Source organism: Candidatus Limimorpha avicola, from assembly GCF_056978975.1.
This window is the reverse complement of record NZ_DBMCYK010000014.1, coordinates 37,032-54,296: the sequence shown is the minus strand read 5'-3', so window position 1 is coordinate 54,296 and position 17,265 is coordinate 37,032. Positions and strand designations below refer to the sequence as shown.

Annotated in this window: 16 protein-coding genes and 1 tRNA gene; 4 read left to right on the top strand and 13 right to left on the bottom strand. The window is 34.6% G+C overall.

The genetic code is table 11. The annotated features are described in order from the left end of the window. Positions 1-823: 823 nt before the first annotated feature. The 3 genes from ACZOVS_RS07355 to rlmH all read right to left on the bottom strand — a co-directional run bounded on the left by ACZOVS_RS07355 (position 824) and on the right by rlmH (position 2,283). Positions 824-1,474, bottom strand: coding sequence for a nitroreductase family protein (locus tag ACZOVS_RS07355; protein WP_483996590.1), 651 nt, complete (start codon positions 1,472-1,474; stop codon positions 824-826). 7 nt (positions 1,475-1,481) lie between these two features. Further along, positions 1,482-1,706, bottom strand: coding sequence for a hypothetical protein (locus ACZOVS_RS07350; RefSeq protein ID WP_483996589.1), 225 nt, complete (start codon positions 1,704-1,706; stop codon positions 1,482-1,484). Between the two features lie 103 nt (positions 1,707-1,809). Further along, the gene (gene rlmH / locus ACZOVS_RS07345) at positions 1,810-2,283 is read right to left on the bottom strand and encodes a 23S rRNA (pseudouridine(1915)-N(3))-methyltransferase RlmH (protein ID WP_483996588.1); all 474 of its coding nucleotides are present in this window, start codon (positions 2,281-2,283) and stop codon (positions 1,810-1,812) included. Between the two features lie 163 nt (positions 2,284-2,446). On the opposite strand from rlmH, the gene ACZOVS_RS07340 reads away from it, so the two are divergent. Then, positions 2,447-3,613, top strand: coding sequence for a formimidoylglutamase (locus ACZOVS_RS07340; RefSeq protein ID WP_483996587.1), 1,167 nt, complete (start codon positions 2,447-2,449; stop codon positions 3,611-3,613). 55 nt (positions 3,614-3,668) lie between these two features. Here the strand turns inward: ACZOVS_RS07340 and ruvC are convergent, their stop codons facing one another. Continuing rightward, on the bottom strand, positions 3,669-4,250 hold the full coding sequence (gene ruvC, locus ACZOVS_RS07335; RefSeq protein WP_483996586.1) for a crossover junction endodeoxyribonuclease RuvC: 582 nt from the start codon (positions 4,248-4,250) through the stop codon (positions 3,669-3,671). A gap of 93 nt (positions 4,251-4,343) precedes the next feature. Between ruvC and ACZOVS_RS07330 the strand changes: the two genes are divergently transcribed. After that, positions 4,344-5,291, top strand: a complete 948-nt coding sequence (locus ACZOVS_RS07330; protein WP_483996585.1) for a lysylphosphatidylglycerol synthase domain-containing protein — start codon at positions 4,344-4,346, stop codon at positions 5,289-5,291. Then, positions 5,288-6,415, top strand: a complete 1,128-nt coding sequence (locus ACZOVS_RS07325) for a glycosyltransferase (protein WP_483996584.1) — start codon at positions 5,288-5,290, stop codon at positions 6,413-6,415. The genes ACZOVS_RS07330 and ACZOVS_RS07325 overlap by 4 nt, the downstream gene beginning before the upstream one ends. 133 nt (positions 6,416-6,548) lie before the next feature. On the opposite strand, the gene ACZOVS_RS07320 is transcribed toward ACZOVS_RS07325, so the two are convergent. The 3 genes from ACZOVS_RS07320 to ACZOVS_RS07310 all read right to left on the bottom strand — a co-directional run bounded on the left by ACZOVS_RS07320 (position 6,549) and on the right by ACZOVS_RS07310 (position 10,576). Next, on the bottom strand, positions 6,549-7,151 hold the full coding sequence (locus ACZOVS_RS07320; protein WP_483996583.1) for a uracil-DNA glycosylase family protein: 603 nt from the start codon (positions 7,149-7,151) through the stop codon (positions 6,549-6,551). Positions 7,152-7,347: 196 nt separating this feature from the next. Continuing rightward, entirely contained in the window at positions 7,348-9,483 is a 2,136-nt protein-coding gene (locus ACZOVS_RS07315) for an elongation factor G (RefSeq protein WP_483996582.1), read from the bottom strand. Between the two features lie 118 nt (positions 9,484-9,601). Next, positions 9,602-10,576, bottom strand: a complete 975-nt coding sequence (locus ACZOVS_RS07310; RefSeq protein ID WP_483996581.1) for an adenosine kinase — start codon at positions 10,574-10,576, stop codon at positions 9,602-9,604. A gap of 336 nt (positions 10,577-10,912) precedes the next feature. Here ACZOVS_RS07310 and ACZOVS_RS07305 point away from each other — a divergent pair. Continuing rightward, positions 10,913-10,986: transfer RNA gene (locus ACZOVS_RS07305), tRNA-Asn, on the top strand. Positions 10,987-11,331: 345 nt separating this feature from the next. On the opposite strand, the gene ACZOVS_RS07300 is transcribed toward ACZOVS_RS07305, so the two are convergent. The 6 genes from ACZOVS_RS07300 to ACZOVS_RS07275 are packed head-to-tail and all read right to left on the bottom strand — an operon-like array spanning position 11,332 to position 17,027. Beyond that, complete coding sequence (locus ACZOVS_RS07300; RefSeq protein WP_483996580.1) at positions 11,332-11,934, bottom strand: sugar transferase; 603 nt, start codon at positions 11,932-11,934, stop codon at positions 11,332-11,334. A 1-nt stretch (position 11,935) separates the two neighbouring features. Next, complete coding sequence (locus tag ACZOVS_RS07295) at positions 11,936-12,694, bottom strand: DNA alkylation repair protein (protein ID WP_483996579.1); 759 nt, start codon at positions 12,692-12,694, stop codon at positions 11,936-11,938. Next, the gene (locus tag ACZOVS_RS07290; protein WP_483996578.1) at positions 12,691-13,539 is read right to left on the bottom strand and encodes a hypothetical protein; all 849 of its coding nucleotides are present in this window, start codon (positions 13,537-13,539) and stop codon (positions 12,691-12,693) included. The genes ACZOVS_RS07295 and ACZOVS_RS07290 overlap by 4 nt, the downstream gene beginning before the upstream one ends. A gap of 5 nt (positions 13,540-13,544) precedes the next feature. Beyond that, positions 13,545-15,164 (bottom strand): hypothetical protein, encoded by a 1,620-nt coding sequence (locus ACZOVS_RS07285; RefSeq protein ID WP_483996577.1) that lies wholly within the window; start codon positions 15,162-15,164, stop codon positions 13,545-13,547. A gap of 19 nt (positions 15,165-15,183) precedes the next feature. Next, positions 15,184-15,585 carry a WbuC family cupin fold metalloprotein gene (locus ACZOVS_RS07280; protein ID WP_483996576.1) on the bottom strand — a complete coding sequence of 134 codons (402 nt, stop codon included), beginning with the start codon at positions 15,583-15,585 and terminating at the stop codon, positions 15,184-15,186. Next, the gene (locus ACZOVS_RS07275) at positions 15,561-17,027 is read right to left on the bottom strand and encodes an O-antigen ligase family protein (RefSeq protein WP_483996575.1); all 1,467 of its coding nucleotides are present in this window, start codon (positions 17,025-17,027) and stop codon (positions 15,561-15,563) included. Before ACZOVS_RS07275 ends, ACZOVS_RS07280 begins: the two co-directional genes overlap by 25 nt. Positions 17,028-17,265 lie beyond the last annotated feature (238 nt).

The following is a 17,265-nucleotide window of genomic DNA, read 5'->3' as shown; positions in this document are numbered from 1 at the left end:
TCACATTGATTATAATTCATTCTAAAAACAAGTAATTATCATCAATATCGACAAAGGCCGAAATCATTTATGTTCAAAAATATTTTTAAATTCAACACCTGAGTCCATATACAATACAACCCTATATTTTCCGCAAAAATACAAATATTAAAACAATATTCGCTACATATATCTAATTATTTCGATTTTAAGTGTGTTTTTGTTCTTCTCATAAAACATACTCATATTAAATCATCAGTATTAAAAGACTTCCAAAAAAAATTTTAACAAATTACTTCCGAATATCATGTTGTTATTTGAATTATTAGTCTTTCATGAAACTTTTTTTTCAGTAAACACACTGCATATTCTCCACAAACAAGGATACATTCAGGATACATATCACTGATTTCAGGATACATTCAGGATACATTTGTCTGTTTTTTCAACATTTCATACATTTCATTCTTAAAATAAAAAAAGTTAAAATACAACAGTAAGTACTGAAATTCCATTATTTTTCAAGATTCAAAAACATAGTTTCAAGAAGAAGTGGGAAGCAATGAAACGATACAAAACCGTCATTTATAATACCATTTACATTATTAAAATAAAGATTGACAAAAACATCTCAGAAAAATTTTTTATCCTTATCCAACATTGAGCTAAATAATTAAAAGAAAAATATTGTAGAAACAAAATCTTCTACAAATCCAAATAAATATAGGCTGCAACATTATCTGAAACAGCCTATACAGAAGATTATATTGTCTAAAAAATTATAACGGTATCATGTTATTATATCGAACAGAATTTCTCAATAACACTTTCTTATTCCGAATTTTCAATCTTCAAAAAGATATTGTATTTTAGAATTATCTCTTGGTTTGGCATCCGGAGACTCATCTGGATAGCCGAATCCAATAGCCATAAGCAATTCATATCCGTCAGAGAATCCAAGTTTATCAACATAAGGTTTAGCCACATCCGTTTTCATGAAACGAATAGGTCCCATCTGTATGCAGCTACCAATGCCGTAGGCCCAGGCGGTGTTAACCATATTGCCGGCAAGAAGACCGCAATCCACCTGCGAACACATACCAGAATCCGTTGCTATGAATACTACTGTAGGGGCATTACGAAAGATATTGCGGAAACCGGGCTCATTGAACGGATTATGAGGACTATTCGGGTCCATATTTTCTTTCTGCAAATCAGAGATACCTTTAAGATATTCTTCATTGCTAACCACTCTTATCTCCCATGGCTGTTTGTTCATTCCATTAGGAGCGTTAATGCCACAATTCAATATCACATCCATAATTTCTTTAGGCACAGGAGTTTCCTTATATGCACGTATGCTTCGGCGACCCAGCATATTATCGACTACAACCTGTTTCTCATCGACTACGGTGGCAGAATCGGTTTTGGTGCAACAACTCGTGACGAGTCCGACAAGACCCATCATAAAAATCAGTATTGATACCTTTCTCATAAAAAACTTATTTCTTAAATTCGTCAAAATATATGTCATGAAGTTCGTGATCACTATATTTGAAAATATCTTTATAACTAAGGTTTTTATTTACAATAAGCCATTCGAAGAACTCATCAATAAACGAATCTATTCCAGATGCATGTGCTTTAACATAAAAAAGACTCAATTTCTTCTGAGCCTTGAGATCATCATAATTCTCTCTCTCTTTTAAAAGTTCTATTAAGTCCATCTTAAAAACGTGTTTTTTTATTTCAATTACGCAAATTTACGACTTTTTGAAAAAATTGTCAAGAGCGCAAAAGAAATATTTTCTACATTTTTACAGTCTATTGTTAATCATGATGATATGATTCACCTTTTATTATAGTAAAAGCCCTATATAATTGTTCCACAAAAACGAGGCGTACCATTTGATGAGAGAAAGTCATCTCCGACAAACTGATTTTATGTTTTGCTTTATCGTAAACATCATCCGAGAAGCCGTAAGGACCTCCAATCACGAATACAACACGTTTATAATTAGCATTTGCAAGACGTTCCACCCATTGTGAAAATGCCCGCGAAGTAAAAGTCTTTCCCTTTTCATCAAGGAGAATGACTTCATCACCGGGTGAAAGTTGTGAAAGGATCATTATTCCTTCCTGCCTCTTCTGTTCCTGTACAGTAAGCGTTTTCCTGTTTCTCAAATCAGGTATGACTTTCATTTCGAATGAAACATAATGTTCCAACCTTCCCACATATTTCATTATGCCGGTTTCCAAATAACCATCATCAGTCTTACCTATCACCAATAACATTATCTTCATGATGCAAAAATAAAAATTTATCATCATAATAATCCTCATCTTACCAAAATGTAAAACTACATTTCTTAAAAGTTATTTAGATTTCTCAAAAAAAACAGAATACACAATTATCATAACAAGATATTTCATATCTTTGAATGATTTTTTAAAACTCTGCATTATAATGGATATCAGCATATTTCTCAATCCGGTAAACAAAGATCTTTTAGACAGCAACACTTTATACTTAGCAAAACAAATCGGCAACAGTATAGATTTCTACAACAACGACGACATAAATATAGAAGATTATGACATTGCCATCATAGGAATCAATGAAGATCGCAACTCGGTTGACAATGCCGGCTGCAAAGATGCCCCGGATGTAATCAGGCAGGCTCTGTATCCATTGTATAATCACTGGAAAAATGTCAAAATCATAGATTTAGGAAATATAAAAACCGGGTTTAACATAGAAGACACTTATTATGCAATAAATCAAGTGTTTTTGACTCTTCTAAAAAATCATGTCATTCCTATAGTATTAGGTGGAAGTCAGGATTTGACATTTCCACTCTATCAGGCATACGAAAATACCGGTAAATTAGTCAATATAACTGCTATCGACTCTTGTTTCGACATCGGGCATGACAAAGAAGAGATCAACTCGAAATCATACCTCAGTTATATAGTACTTCATCAGCCAAATTACCTGTTTAACTTCACCAACATAGGATATCAGACATATTTCAATGACGATGAAGTTATCTCACTGATGAAAAAACTTTTTTTTGACGCCTGTCGCTTAGGCAATGCACACAACAACATCACATTGACAGAGCCATTGTTGAGAAATGCCGATATTGTTAGCATTGACATATCTGCTTTTAAGGCTTCCGATGCACCCGGTATCAAAAGATGCTCTCCTAACGGTTTTCTCGGTGAAGAAGGCTGTCAAATGACACGATATGCAGGTTTAAGCAACAAATTATCATCTATAGGCTTCTTTGAATATAATCCAAACTATGATATCAACAATATGACTGCCAAAATGATATCGCAAATGATATGGTATTTCATAGAAGGTTTTTCTAACCGTATTGACGATATACCGACACCGGAAAGCGAAGATTTTATAAAATATATAGTGCAAATAGAAGAGCAGGAAGAAATGGTGTTTTTATGCCATAAACTTACTGAAAAATGGTGGATAGACTTGTCTTTCAAGAGCAAAGACAATGAGATGTATCAACGTCATCATTACATTCCATGTTCAAAGCAGGATTATGACCAGGCAATGCATAACGAAGTACCGGATCGGTGGTGGCAATACTATCAAAAACTTATGTGAAAACAATAATGTTTTTCAAAAAATTTAAGATTATGGCAATATGTTTAAGACTTTGTCATAATTTTTTATCAGGATTATTCTCGAGAAAAGAAGCCCAACTGTTGTATGACTTCTTACCTCTTGGAATTTTGACCTTGTGAGTATCGACATCGCCAAAATCATGTTGAAAGCTATGACACACAGCTGCTGCGATAGCGTCGGTGGCATCGAGATAATCAGGAATCTCAGCAAATCTTACTATTTTTTGCAACATGAGGTAAACCTGTTCTTTAGATGCAGCACCATTGCCGGTTATAGACTGTTTTATCTTTCTCGGCGAATATTCAAAAATGGGAATGCCTCTGTATAAAGCCGCCGCCATTGCAACGCCCTGAGCTCTTCCAAGTTTCAGCATAGACTGCACATTTTTTCCATAAAACGGCGCTTCAATGGCTAATTCGTCAGGATGATATTCTTCTATTATCTCCAACACCCTTTCAAAAATCCTTTTTAATTTAAGTGCTTGATTATCAAACATATTAAGTTTTAACACACCCATACGTATCATATCGAGGTCCTTATTCTTCTGTAAAATAAGACCATAACCCATAATCATCGTTCCGGGATCGATTCCCAATATTATTTTTTCTGTACTCAATATTTTGTATTTTTGTAGTGAAAAATCAGGAAGTTAAAAGCTATGCAGATTTCAACAATCCATAAAGCAAAATTAATAAAATTTGCAGAAACTTTGATAAAAATTATCATTGTACTGTTGGGTTGTTGGTTTTTATATAAAAAAATCATCTGTAATCCCAATATTGCAGACCTTAAAGATACCATTACCGAATCTTTTACCGGAAGAAGAGAGATTATTATCATGATATTTTCATTGGCAATGATGCCGTTTAATTTACTTTTGGAAGCTTTTAAATGGAAAACTTTGATAAAACCATTAGAGAATCTTTCGATAAAACGTTCATATCAAGCCATTTTCACCGGTATTACGGCAGGAATGTTCTTTCCAAACAGAACAGGTGATTTTCTCGGAAGAATATTCACTCTTGAACAAAGCAACAGAATCAAAGCCGCCATGCTGTCTTTTGTAGGTAACATAGCGCAATCAGTCGCCACAATATCATTCGGCTGTATTGCTTTGATATCTTTTATACCTTCAAATTACAAAATCATTTCAATAATACTGACAGTCGCAATAATTGTCTTACTGTTGCTGATATTTTATAACATTCACATATTAAGATATTTACAATTTTTAGTACCAAAAAAATACAAAGATAAGACAGAAGAATATATGAATGTATTCGTAAACTACAACCGCAAGGAGTTATCAATAATACTTGCGTTGTCAATAATACGGTACATATTGTATTGTTCACAATTTGTATTATTGTCATGGGCTTTTAACATCCCGCTTTCGTATTTCAACATCATGATACCTGTATCATTAACATATCTTGCCATGATGATGGTACCATTCATCTCCATGATGGAAATTGCGGTAAGGGGTTCAGTCTGTATCATGGTTTTCGACAGATGGTTTGAAATTCTCGGCATTAGCACTACATACAGCATGATGGCATTTTCCGCAAGTACCATGCTATGGATTATCAATATAGCAATACCTGCTGTAACAGGTCTGTTTCTAATAAACAAACTTAAATTTTTCAGAAAGTCATGAACATAGAAATGATACATATCATATTGATTGTCATCATGGTTACTGCTGCATTATACATGATATGCATTTTTGCTTTCACTTATGGAATTATCACATTAAAAGAAACATACGAAAGATGCTCCATACATGACATCAAGGTTTCCATACTTGTGGCTGCCAAAAATGAAGAAAACGTCATCATCACATTGCTGAAATCATTTATAAATCAAACATACAGTAAAGACATGTTTGAAATAATCCTTATAGATGACCATTCAACAGACAATACGCACAAGTTGGCAGAAGATTTCATAAAAGAACATAGCGAACTGAATATCAGGCTATTGACAGCAACCGGACAAGGCAAGAAAGCTGCAATCTCACAAGCCTTACACTCTGCCAGCAACGACTTGATAATGGTTACAGATGCCGACTGTGACCTGCCTGAAACATGGATTGAAAGTTTTGTCGCAAGATATAAACATCAGGATGTAAAAATGATTTTGGGACCAGTTTTGCTATCACCGGCAAACAACATATTTGAAAAGTTACAAGTTATTGAACATCTGAGTCTTATAGCGAGCACAGCCGGCTCGGCATCTATCAAGATGCCGGTAATGTGCAATGGTGCCAACATGGCATACGAACGCAAAGCCGCCATAGAAGTTGAGAGATATCGTCATGACATGAACATTGTTTCCGGTGACGACATGTTTCTTTTAGAACAGTTTCTGCGACATTACGGCAATAACTCGGTTTGTTTTTTACTTGACAAAGCTGCTGTGGTAAAGACAAAAACAAGTCCTACTATAAGTCATTTTCTAAAACAACGACGCAGATGGGTTTCCAAGACAAAGGCATACACCAATATAAAAATCATTGTCACTGCATTGACGGTATTACTGTTCAATCTCGGAATAGTATCCCTGTCGATAATGGCAATCATTACTCCCCTTTTATGGCTCAACTTCGTGATGTTTGTCTTACTGAAATTTCTTATCGACTTTCCTATATTAAGGTATATATCAAATTTCATGAATCAACGAAGTCTGATATTTTGGGTGTTGCCGTTGGAATTTATTTATCCTTATTATGTGGTAATCACTGCTATCAGTGGTCTGATATTAAAAACACGATGGAAATAAGGTTCTTCACAGCAAAATATCATGTATTCAAAATCTGAAAAATCATTAAAAGTGTTTATGAAGCAACACTGAAGTCTCAATTGTCAGATTTCAATAATATCATTAACATCTTATTCAACATTATGCAAAAATATTATAATAATCCCTCATATTCAAACATTTTTTCATAAAAACCAGCTTTTTTATCCAATGACAGATAATAAGCCCGCGATGTTGAAGGCATGCGCCAAAAACGCAATTTTCTTTGACAAATCAAAACTTCTGACCAAGAACCTGTTGAAGGTTCATTACATTTATACGAATCCACCACCACATCTGTCGCTTTCTGTCCGGTGGTAACGACAGCAGTACAATACGGCAGTTGTTCTATCATAGCTGCAATATCGGTTTTTTCCACCACCTCAAGAAATTTGTCAGAGGCATTGTCTTTTAACCGTCTTACTTTGCAAGCAGTATCAAAAATGGCAATACCTTTCTCGCGGCAAAAATCCATGATAGAAATTCTATCAAACCTTTTTTCAACAGAACCATCAATATTTTTAACGACAAAATGATTTTTATTATGATAAAACACATATCCCATGATACGCCACATATCGTTAATCCAATTCGGATAAAACCATTCCATACACCATTTCTCATGTTTGGGAGGAAAACTTCCCAACATAAGAATACGGGCATTATGGGGAAGAAAAGGCTGCAAAGGGTGTTGTACTATTGGTATAACATTATTCATAACATAAAATATTGACAATATGTTTGTTATAATTTAAAATCATCTGCACTTACAAAAACATAAACATATTTTAAACAGACATTAAAAATAAATGAAGTTTTGTTGTAAGACATTAAAAAGATTTTTTGATGAATATCATTTCATTACATAAAAAAAGGCACGTTGCAGCGTGCCTTTTAAAAATATGAATAAAATATTAATCTTCATCTTTTTTACTTTCCTCATAAGCTTTCAGCAACTTATTCTGAACATCAGTAGGCACCTGTGCATATTCAGCATATTTCATTGTAAAGGTTCCTCGTCCTGAAGTGAGAGAACTCAATGAAGTCGAATATTTGTCCATCTCTGCCAACGGCACTTTGGCACGAATAATTTGATAATGATGGTCAGAATCCATTCCCATGATGATGGCGCGACGACCCTGAAGGTCTGTCATACAAGCACCCATCATATCTTCAGGCATACGTACGGCGAGGTCATATATAGGCTCCATAATCTTAGGACCGGCATTCTTGAAAGCAGCACTGAAAGCCATACGACCGGCAATCTTGAATGCCATTTCGTTTGAATCGACCGGGTGCATCTTGCCATCATAAACATAGACGACAATATCACGTGCATACGAACCTGTAAGAGGACCTTCTTCGAGACGTTCGTTGATACCTTTAAGAATAGCAGGCATGAAACGTGCATCGATAGAACCACCTACTATACAGTTACAGAAGATAAGTTTACCGCCCCATGGCAAGTCATATTCTTCTTTTCCACGCACCTGAAGTTCAGCAGGATCAGTATATCCCTCATAATAAGGCTGAAGCATAAGATGAACTTCACCAAACTGTCCGGAACCACCCGACTGTTTCTTATGACGATAATCGGCTTTGGCAGTTTTAGTAATAGTCTCACGATATGGAATCTTAGGTGAAGTGAATTCGACAGCAATTTTATGAACGTTGTCTAAATACCACTTTATAATATTAAGGTGATATTCACCTTGGCATTGGAGAATATTTTGACGCAACTCGCGTGACATGCCTGATAATATTGTAGGATCCGTTTTATGGAAGTCTGCCAGAATACCGCCAAGTTTCTCATCTTCCTGTGAATTAACTGCCTTAACAGCAATGGAGAAAACAGGAGTAGGAAATACTATAGCCGGGAATGCTGTATCTGCAATCTTGGGGTCAACAAGACTGTCACAAGTACGGACATCTTTCAACTTAATAGTAGAAATTATATCACCGGCACAAACTTTCTCGATTCTTTCACGGTTTTTACCGTTGAAAACGAGAAGTTGCGAGATACGTTCCTTATTACCTGTACGAGGATTGACAAGGTCCTGTGATTCAGCAATAGTACCGCCATAAACACGAGCCATAGCGACGTCGCCGAGATTCTGTTCGTTAGTAATCTTAAAGAAGAACATCGCTGCCGGTTCATCAACACTGTTATGAAATTCTTTGCCATTAGTAGCGACCACAGCAGGAGTATCTGCCGGAGAAGGACAAGCATTGACAATAAATTCAAGAAGACGTGTCACACCTATTCCATTTTTAGCAGCGCCACAGATAATCGGGAAAATGTCGCGATGAACAATACCGAGACGAATACCTTTTTCCATATCCTCTTCACTGAGAGTTCCTTCCTCAAAATATTTTTCCATAAGAGACTCTTCACCTTCGGCAGCATGTTCTATAAGGTTGTTATGAAGTTCTTCTGCCTTGCTCATTTCAGAAGCAGGAATATCTTGAATTTCGGGTGCTCCGTTACCATTTTTGAAAACCAACATCTTCATCATGATAAGGTCGATAACAGAATTAAATCCCTCACCTGTGTTGACTGGATATTGAATAGGAGTGACTTTATCACCGAAATAATCTCTCAACTGATGAACGGAATCGTCAAAGTTAGCATTGTTATGGTCAAGTTGATTCATGAAGAACACCACAGGTTTGTTTGTAGTAGTTGCATGACGCCATGCATTTTCTGATGTTGCCTCAACACCTGCCTGAGAATTGACCGTAAATACAGCTGTGTCTGCTGCCGACAAACAAGCTACTATATCACCAGAAAAGTCACTGAAACCCGGTGTATCTAAAATATTGATCTTTTTGTTATTGAAAAGCGTGTACATTAAACTTGCATGTACCGAAATACCGCGTTCCATTTCAATAGGGCGGTAGTCAGACACTGTATTTTTGTCCTCGGTAGCACCTTTTCTGTTGATGATTTTGCCTTCGAATACCATGTTCTCGGCAAGAGTAGTTTTTCCGGATTTAGCAGCTCCGATGAGAGCAATGTTCCGAATCTCGTCTGTCTGGAATATCTTCATAGATTTTATATTTGTATTTCTAAATTACCAATTTGGGTGCAAAATTACATATTTCAATGCAATAATCCCAATATTTTCTAAAAATAAACTGAATAATTTCAAACTTTTAAGGTTTTCCTTAAATTTGAGGATATAGTGCCTTGATATTGTTCCAACGAGATTCATCCATTTTAGCACCTATAACCTGTATTATATTCTCAGCCAAGATGCTGCCAAGTTCACCACATTCTTTCAATGACATGCCATTAATAAGGCCTGCAAGGAATCCCGCTGCATACATGTCACCGGCACCAGTAGTATCAACAACACTAACCTTATGACAATCAATATGAACCATCTCATCACCTCTTTTTATCAACGAACCTCTCTTGCCGATTTTAACGACTGCAATATCGACATATTGAGAAAGGAGCTCCAATGATTCTTCCGGAGACTTCATTGTAAGACTTTTTGCCTCTTCCTCATTGGCAAAAACGATGTCAATCTCAGGTAACATCTGCAATAACAACTCACGATTACTCTCAACAACATTATAACTTGCCAAGTCGAGAACGACTTTACAACCAGCTTCTTTGGCAAGTTTGACAGCTTTAACGAACAAGGAAGTATTAGCAATAAGATAACCTTCTATGTAGCAATAATCCCAACCCTTAAACTGTTCCAAATTGAGATGACTGTCTGTCAATTCCACTGCAGCGCCAAGGTATGTGGCAAAAGTACGTTCTGCATCGGCAGATACTATAGCACGTGAAGTGCCTGAAGGAGTATCACTATGAAATACAACAGGTTTGACACCGACCGACATCATGGCGTCTTCAAAAAATGCCCCGACTTTATCATTTCCAGTATAACAAATAAAACCTGTCGGAACGCCCAACTTTGCCAATCCATGAATAGTATTGGCAGAAGAACCACCAGGTGCCATTGAACTCTCAAAACTTTCAAGAGATTCCCCTATTCTATCAGACATCTCTCTATCGACAAGTTGCATAGAACCTTTGGGAAGATTCAATTCTTTCAAAATATTATCATCATTAATTTTGGTTAAAATATCTACCAAAGCATTGCCAATGCCAATAACCGATTTTTTCATCTTTAATTTTTTGTTAGAGATTGCAAAAATAACAATTTTTGGAATTATTTTTTAAAATCTCTGTTTACAAAGTCAAAAAACAGCTTAAATCAGTCATCTAAAAGACTAAAACGACACTAAAAAATATAGAAACACGATTAGAATATCTTGAAAAAGAAAGACAAACTAAAAAAGATGAAAGAAAGAAAAAGGCGGTTATGAGATTTAACACATTATTTTTCAAATATTTATCATTTCAGTAAAAGAAAAAAATTAAAATTTATCAAAAAAACATTGTCGAAAATAAAAAAAGATGTATCTTTGCAACCGCAAACACAAAAGAAAAGTGTTTCAAACGCCTCCTTAGCTCAGTTGGTTAGAGCATCTGACTGTTAATCAGGGGGTCTCAGGTTCAAGTCCTGAAGGGGGCGCGGAGATTACAAGAGTGTAATTTAATTTTTTATGTTTCATGTTATTATTTAAAGAATGGTCGCTGCCAGGTGACCGTTCTTTATTTTTATTCCTTTGTTCATTATCTTGTAAAAAAACGTCAGCAACGCTTTTGAGATTCCCAAATTTTGTTACATAATCAATAATGAAAAACAGACAATTTTTGATTTTGAACCATATTATCGGTTTTAGTTCTTCATCAAAAAACAAAAACTGTACGCCTCAAATATCATTTCTCATTTAGATAAAACATCTAATGATACAAACATTTACCATAATGTTCAAAACATAAATCCTTATTTTACAAAAAACAACAGATTCTGTTTTTAATGAGAAAAGAAAGTCATAAATAATATTTTGAGGTCCAAAAGCAACGACCAATTGCGATAATATTCCATATTGATTTTTACCTTATCGGGATATATCACTTCATCATTATACTTGACAGGGTCTTTCTGTTGAGACAGCAACTCTTCCTCATGACGATACTTAAGACTTGCAGGACCTGTCAACCCCGGTTTCATCAAGAGAATGACACGTTCATCCCCTTGCAGGGTATCGGCATAACCCGGAACATCGGGCCGAGGACCAACAAGACTCATCTGTCCCACAAACACATTGAAAAGTTCAGACAAAGCATCTATTTTCTTATCGCGCAACCATCTTCCAAAAGGAGTAACACGAGGGTCAAAAGAAGTAGTAACATAAACCTCTTCACCAATATTCTTCATTGTCCTTATTTTACATATCTTGAAAGGTTTTCCATATTGTCCTATGCGAACCTGCCAAAAAAAGAAAGACCCATCAGGCATCTTTATTTTATGTATGATGAAAATCACCAACATGAAAGGACTAATAAACAGCATTCCAATCAATGCCACTATCCTGTCAAATACCCATTTTATCGCCAAAGACAATTTTCTCATCATATCAATAAGGATTAACATCTCTTGTACGAAACGATTCTTTCACTTTTCTTACATAAAGTTTTTTAACATCATCAGGCAAAGCACACCTGTTCATATAACATCGGGTTGCATCAGGATTCTTTGCCAATGCTGTGGCAAGACACCATGCCAACCCCATTTTTACATAATAAGGAGCATTTATTCTGTTCTGTACGCCATATTCCGACACAATACTGTTCAAATCTATATTATCGAACCGGGAAAATACCATCTGAATATCATCATTCAAAAGATAACACATAGACATCACTATGGCAAATCTGACTTCAAACTCACGGTGCGACACAAAACAGTCATTCAAAAAACTCATCATCAAAACATAATCAGAGGACTGTTTGTTTTTAAGCACCTTGGAAAACCATTTGGCACTACTGCAGAAAACGTCACATACAGCCCAATTGTCAATAACAGGCACAAAATCTTCAAGCAAAGTCAATCTTTGAACAACCGAACATTTAACATAATTCAACAACAAACCCCACACCACAATTTCCTCATGATAGAGTTTTTCTTTTTTCTCTGCAGATTTGAAAGATTCCAACAAAAACAAAGGATCATCCCGTTTTGCAAGTTGTTTTGCCAACTCTTTCATGTCAGGAATATGGACACCCATTATCCTTCTTCCCGGCAAAGCATTAATGATATTAATTTGACCTTTCCTATATCTTTCATCTTCCTTAAAACGTTCAGGAACAAGCGGAAACAATAAACTCTCAATCATAACGAACCAATTTTACTTTCAAACATACTTTTCTGTTGCCTGTTATACTCTTCCAATCTTAAAACAGCCTTAACATTAACAAAAGGAATAACGTTTCTAAAAGGATACAATATCTTTACTACAATCCCAAACCACCATTTATAGTAAACATCAAGTCTGCAATAAGCCTTTCTAAACTTAAATTTATCAATAAGATAAGATTGTATATTAGAATGTTCGGAAACAGAACGGGAGCCGTCGGAAACACAAGAAAATCCTTTTTGTTGAAGATAATAATCTATCATCACATAAAAAAGACCGTAAAATGCACTGTATTCTGCTGTTTTATAATCATGTAAGATGTATGTGGCATCAAAATCACAAAACATTCCATACTTTCTGTTGACACTTAACCCGACAAGATTATCATCATCATTAAACACTCCCCAAAAATCATAATCCTCGCTGTTACAGTATTTAATCCATGATATAAAATCAGATTTTGACATGCTTCTGTCTTTAATTTTATAGTGTTTATAAGAATCCTCTATAATATCATAACCATATTTCAAGATACATTCCTTATCAACGATTTTAAAACACAATTTTCTTTTAGCACGATTAATACAATTTTTTGTAGATTTCCCAAATTCGCTCCACCCGGAATAAGAATCCTTTATCACATACCAAAACGAAGTAGCCACATTGCAGTCGAAATCATAAGTATTTCGCACCATAAAACCGCCATTAGCGAGCATTATAGAATATTGTTGTTCAGTCAGTTTTGTCTCTTTATCAGGGGAACTGTCAAAGATCCATGCATGACGGTACAAATGATATTTATCGACAACAAAATTATGTGACATGGCAATTAAAAGTCGTAATATTTTCTGTCAAGACTTGTTCTAATACCCACGCTAAATATAAAATCATTTACATTTTCTTTTTCTACAGAATGATAACGATGAGTAATCTCAGCAAACACATTCATGTTATAAGAAGGATTGACAAGCCATGAGAATACAAAATTATTCATAACGAGAATGTTTTTCTCTCCTGTCAGCATATAATGCCCATATCTACCTTGTTCACCATTTATCCAAGCATAATCTCTGTAATCCAAATAAATATTATGTCCGTAATTCAATGTATCCACATCATCGCCCCATTGTCCATAATTCATTTTATACTGTAGGTAAAATCTCTTGTAATTATATTGGGCTCTCAAGACCAATTCACAAAGATTTGCGCCCCAAGGATGTGCAAGCGGCTGATTATGATGAGCATAGTTATCTTCCCCCGTATAATGAGAATACATATAAGGTCTAACAAGATTAAATTCTCCCTGTAAAAACAGATTCTTCACACCGAAACAATTGTAACTCTTCACACCGAACTGATAAGCCTGTTTATTGGCATAATAGCCTGTACCGGCGACAAATTCATGCACTGTCATCTCATCGAGGACAAACTGACCATACAATGTCGTATGTTTTCCAAGAATAAAACTCATATTAAGCCCCATCAGAGCATTATCAGGAGAAGATCCGGCGTAATAATCTGTTGAACGAAGGAAGATAATAGGATTAATATATTGAAAATCAAAACCTCTACGCACACCTTCATCATTTTGTCCTCTACACACCATGGCATCGAAAAAACCTATGTTAAGACGTTTTGTCACAGCATAATCCAAAAAGTGAATGATAGTAAATTTGCGTGCGTATGTATCATCGGATAACAATGTGTACCTGTCTGTCATTTGAGTATAAAGACAAGTATATTGAATATTCCAAATATCAGCCGTAAGTTTAAGATAAGGATACGAAAATGCATTATCCGAAAGTATCAGAGAACGATAACCGTCACCAATAAAATTCTTGCCATAACCGAGTGTGGCATTAAGCCAATACACTGGACGCAAAGAAATATATGCAGAAGCATTGGTGAAATCAAAACCTTTTTCTTTAAAACGTTTAGTATAACCCTGTCCGGGAATCACTTTATTTTCAACACAATAAGCATTTATATAATCCGGAAACACAGCTTGATTTTCTCTTACATTACTATAGAAAGCAAAATTTTTGCCTATAGTGCCTTTTACTTCAGCACCTCTTGTATTTACCCATATAGACTTATCATCGTCTTTGCCAATTTCAAAATCAATAATCGGATTCACCGCAAAATAAAAATCATCTCCTTTTACTCTGATAAAATCTTTATTAATAAAGGAGTCCCATATCATTTTTTTCCATTTCTTATTAAAATCAACATTCCAATACTGTGATTCATTAAGACTGTCAATATCGATAATGCCATTAAACTGATATTCGGACCAAGACTTCATGGCAGTATGGAAACGATATGAAGAATTATAAGCAGCACTTTGCAAAGACATTTCATAATCATCATTAAGAGGCACGAGCAGTTCCTGGGCATTGGCTCTGCAAATGACGACACATAACATTACTACAATAAATACTTTTTTCATATAACTTACAATAATAGGTTTATTTATTCAAATTCAACACATCTTCAGGAGCGAATGGAGTATAAGGTCCATCTTTAACCTCGAAAATTACTGTACCGGATTCAAGAACATCAATAGTATGCCATTGATTTTTAGGGACGTGTATCCCAAAAACTTCTTTTTTATTGTCGATAATACCACTCTCGACAAGATCTCCATTGTCATTATAAAACTTATATACGAAAGAACCTCTCAATAGAATATAAGTCTCGTCAGTATGAGGATGTCTATGTATAGGCAATACAGTACCGGGTTCCAAAGCATTAAAAAGTCTTTGTGCTTTGGCATCCAAAGACTCATGAAGGTTATAATTCATTCTTAATCTCGGAGAGTTTTTAGCCTGCTCCGTAACATTGTCTAACAATTCTTTGGTAATGAGCATAACTGATTATTATTTTGACAAAATGTAACATGGAAAAACAACAAATGAAACAATAAAAAGAAAACTATGCCTAATTGTCTTTCAAAGATAGACTCAAAAACAGCATTAAACAAAATTATGAACATAAAAGATAGATACACTATATCATATTTTTTTCTTTTTATCATCAAAACAAGAGGCAACACGAAAAAAGAAAGCATAAGAAGCAAACCTATAATGCCTACACTGATTAAAGTATCAAAATATTGATTATGTGAATTTGCTTCATTTTTAATTGCAGAAGTAACAATTTTATATCTTATTAAATTACACTCCACTGTTTGAGGCTGACACCCGTAATCTTTCGCTATAATAATAGCTTCTTCACTTAAACTGTCAAAAGATGATGTTGAAAACATCTTAGATATACTATCAAGACACTGTATTTTAAGAGTATCAAAATTTTCAATATCAGGATTAACAGGTTCTATTTTATTCAACAATTCATCTTTGTAATCATAATATCCATTGACAAGAGCATCTAATCTGTCTCCTGTACCTGTCCCAAAAGCATAACATGTTCCAATGACAGCTTTGGCTGTTTGATATAGCACCACTCTGGTATCTGTTTTATTTTCATTTGTCAATTTATGAAATGTATCGACAAACCTGTTAAAACTGTTTTTAAAAACAAAACATGAAGCAACAATAAACACGCTGATTGACAAAAAAACATACAATGCGATTTTCTTCTTTTTCAGCACAAATACGACCCATATTATCAAAGCGATAAACAACAGCGTCATACAAAGAATTCCGGCCCTTGAGTTCTGAAAAAATATACCTATCACAAGAATAACAGAACATATAATATCGACAAGTTTTGTCCTTGCAGACTCTACAGTAAAAATCTCTACAAAAAGAAACACTATGGCAAGACAAATATACATTGATGTATATGTATGATGAGAATCAAATATTTTTGCCTTAGCAACCATATAAGAATACATTGTTTTCTCATTAAATATATGATTAAAAGAAGCTATGGAAAAATCAACAAGAAAAACAGCTACGAGAGAAAATGTCAGCACATAAAGCAAATAACGCAATCTGTTTTGTGTAATAAATGACAAATCCGAAAATAAAAAATAAAGAGGCAAAAGCAGAAAAAACAGTTTCTTGCCAATTTGTTCCCAAGCTGAAGAAACATCTGATGAATAAAATACACCTATAAGATAAATCAACCAAGTAGCTGCAAAAACAATATATGCAAAAGTATATTTAAGTTGTTGTTTGTTAAACTTGAATTTTTGAATAAATACAATTTTAAAAAATCCGAACAACAGTAATATCATTACCATATATGACGCAACTCTCCAATAAAACGGAATCACTATCACCAACAATGTCAAAAGCGATAATTCTATTTTCTGTATTACATCGAGATCTTTAAAATATTTCATCATCAAATAATTGCAAATCATATAAAATGTATTCAATTCAAAACATAAATCAATACATTTATTTTCAAAGATATTTTTACATATACATCATTTTGAAAACAATCGTCATCTAAATTTCGGCAAAGATAAGATTAATTCAGGAAATACCGAATTATTACCAACTTTTAATTCATTTACAAACTCACAATGCAACTAAAACATAGCAATGTTTATCGAAACATCACCTAAAGATTTATAC